Below are 2,584 nucleotides of genomic sequence, written 5' to 3' on the forward strand. Positions count from 1 at the left end.
TATGAATATAGTAGGAATCTTAGCTCAGCAAGAATTTGAGGATGTAGTTGAAACTTTAGTTACTCAGGCTTTAAGATTTGTATTTGGTGATAATCATTCTTTTGTAATAGAAAGTGAAATTTCTCATAACCAACCTGAAGTTCATTTATTTATTGATATTGATGGCGAAAGATTTTCTCCGAAGGATGACGAACTTAGCGGGGGTCAGGCGGACGTAGTTTCTTTCGCACTACGAGTAGTTTTGTGGGCTATTCAATATGAAAGAACAAGAGCGACTTTAGTTTTTGATGAACCTTTTAGATGCTTGCATGGATTGCAAAATATTGAATCGGTAAAAGAAATGATACGATATCTTTCCGAAACACTAGACTTGCAGTTTATTATAATCACGCAGGAGGGCGAGTTGTCAAAAATAGCAGACGCATCTTTTGTAGTTGTAAAAGAAAGAGGAATAAGTAGAGTTGAAAGAATAGAAAGGGATATCGAGGATGAATGTTAAGCTCAAACCTATTCTGGAAGATGAGGGTGTTCGAGAAGCTATTGTGAAAATGGCAATGGAAATATACAGTATTAAATCACCTCTAGCTCTTGTAGCTATACTAAAAGGCGGGGCTTATGTGACGTATGAAATATTGAAAGCATTAAATCACATCAATGGCTTTTCGAGTATCAGAGAAGAATTGGACGTGATTATAGGTCATATAGGACTTGAGTCTTATGGGGAAGAGATGAAGTCGAAAGGAGAAGTAAAATTGATGACTCCATTAGATTTGTCAAGGAAAGATATCTCTGGGAGAACCGTTGTCTTAATTGATGATTGTGTAGAAACAGGTAAAACACTTGAGGAGGGAGAGACGATTATATATGGGTACTGTCCTCTTCAAATACGTACAGCTGTCCTCGTGGATAAAGTATTACTAAGAAGTAAATATGGAGCAACTGATCCAGATATTGTTGGATGGGAATATTCAGGTGAAGGATTTATTGTAGGCTGTGGAATGGGCGCTGGAGAAAGATATAGAGAACTTTCTTGTATCTGCGAAGTGGAGGAAGTAGAATGAGAGAAGAGGATAAATTAGTTTTAGAAACTTTACAGCGTCTTTGCGCATCCAATGCTATACTACTTCGAATGTCCAACAGGATGTGGTCTGAAGAACATGGGAATGCATATTCTGATGGAACAATGAGCGTCAAGTTGCTGGAATCTCAAAAGAAGATTGATCGATTTCTTAAAAAGAATAGAATTAAAAAGAAAAGGAAAGAAGATGTTTGAAATTAAAGTTCAAGATTCGTTTGATGCCTGCCATTTTCTTGTAAATACAAATACTCAGTGTGATAATTTGCATGGGCATCGCTGGACGGTTTGGGTTACTTTCCGATCGGATGAGTTGTCATCTAAGGGTTGGGTAATAAATTTTACTTTAGTTAAAAAATGGTTAAAAGAAGTTCTCCAAGATTTTGATCATAATGTATTGAATTACTTTCTGGATCAACCCACAGCTGAAAATTTGTGTTATGTTGTATTTAGACATCTCCACTTTAGATTGTATGACTATAATGGCAATTCGGATATGCAGATTATTCTCAAAAAAGTGGAAATAGCCGAGACTCCTGGCAATACTGCCTCGTATTCTTGTAGTGATATCAATGTGAGAAAGGAGTCATTGAGGCGAGGTAGAAGAAAATTTTGGAAAAGTGAAGGAAGCGAAAAAACGAGAAAGAAGATAGGTAAAGCGAGCAAAGATCGATGGGTTGATCCTAATAAACGAGAAGAAATGACAGGAAAGATTTTGGAGGCAAACAAAGATCCTGAACAACGAAGAAGAAAAAGCGAGAGAATGAAATTAAATAATCCGATGAAAAATCGACGAAACGTTGAAAAAATGATAGCCTCACTTAGAAAAACACAGAAACTTTCTCCTAATAGGGAGGAACAAAAAGTTATTGAGTTTATGAAAGAAAATAAACTATCCTTCTTGTTTGTAGGAGATGGAAGTTACATAGTGGATGGAAAAATTCCCGATTTTATTAACAAGTCTATGAGAGTGGTTGTAGAATATAATTCCAGGTTCTGGCACTCTGATGATAATCCTTGGTATAATACTTCAGATGATAGTGAAGATAGAAGGAAGTTTTTTGAAGCAAGAGGATATAAATTTTACATCATTTGGAGTGATGAATTCGAAACGAGTAAAGAAAAAATTATTCGGGATCTAAGAGCTTTACTTGAATAGGAGGATTCAAGATGGATAAGTTATTTAAAGTATTGGATTTTGTAACTTCAGCTTTAGTAATAGTGACTTTATACTTAATACCTCGAAGTCATAAGTGGTGGCTTGCATATGCAGCCAATAGTCTCTTGTTCTCTGCAGTTACGGCGCATAATAAAGTTCCAGGTTTGACTCTTATGGGATTTTGCTTGTGTGGAACCGCCATCAAAAATTATATTGTAGAAGGAAGGAAGAAGAGGAATGAATCAAAGAACTCCATTTCATAATGAAGAAGGAATTCTGGAGTTTCCATATCGACCACTTCGTGATTTAGTATTTATATTTCCAACGCCCCCTCCAGAGAAAATAGGAGA

The 2,584-nt window shown here is 36.0% G+C and carries 5 protein-coding genes; all 5 read left to right on the top strand.

The genetic code is table 11. The annotated features are described in order from the left end of the window. A partial coding sequence (locus QVB70_RS09440) for a hypothetical protein (RefSeq protein ID WP_287585485.1) occupies nt 1-499 on the top strand: 499 nt, incomplete at its 5' end. Continuing rightward, nucleotides 489-1,061 (top strand): phosphoribosyltransferase, encoded by a 573-nt coding sequence (locus tag QVB70_RS09445; protein WP_287585486.1) that lies wholly within the window; start codon nt 489-491, stop codon nt 1,059-1,061. The genes QVB70_RS09440 and QVB70_RS09445, both read left to right, overlap by 11 nt. Further along, nucleotides 1,058-1,273, top strand: a complete 216-nt coding sequence (locus QVB70_RS09450; protein ID WP_287585487.1) for a hypothetical protein — start codon at nt 1,058-1,060, stop codon at nt 1,271-1,273. The genes QVB70_RS09445 and QVB70_RS09450 overlap by 4 nt, the downstream gene beginning before the upstream one ends. Next, nucleotides 1,266-2,234, top strand: a complete 969-nt coding sequence (locus QVB70_RS09455) for a 6-carboxytetrahydropterin synthase (protein ID WP_287585488.1) — start codon at nt 1,266-1,268, stop codon at nt 2,232-2,234. The genes QVB70_RS09450 and QVB70_RS09455 overlap by 8 nt, the downstream gene beginning before the upstream one ends. 11 nt (nt 2,235-2,245) lie before the next feature. After that, nucleotides 2,246-2,497, top strand: a complete 252-nt coding sequence (locus QVB70_RS09460) for a hypothetical protein (RefSeq protein WP_287585489.1) — start codon at nt 2,246-2,248, stop codon at nt 2,495-2,497. Nucleotides 2,498-2,584: the final 87 nt, after the last annotated feature.

The organism is Candidatus Borrarchaeum sp. (genome assembly GCF_019058535.1).
Taxonomy (GTDB): Archaea; Asgardarchaeota; Sifarchaeia; order Borrarchaeales; family Borrarchaeaceae; genus Borrarchaeum; species Borrarchaeum weybense.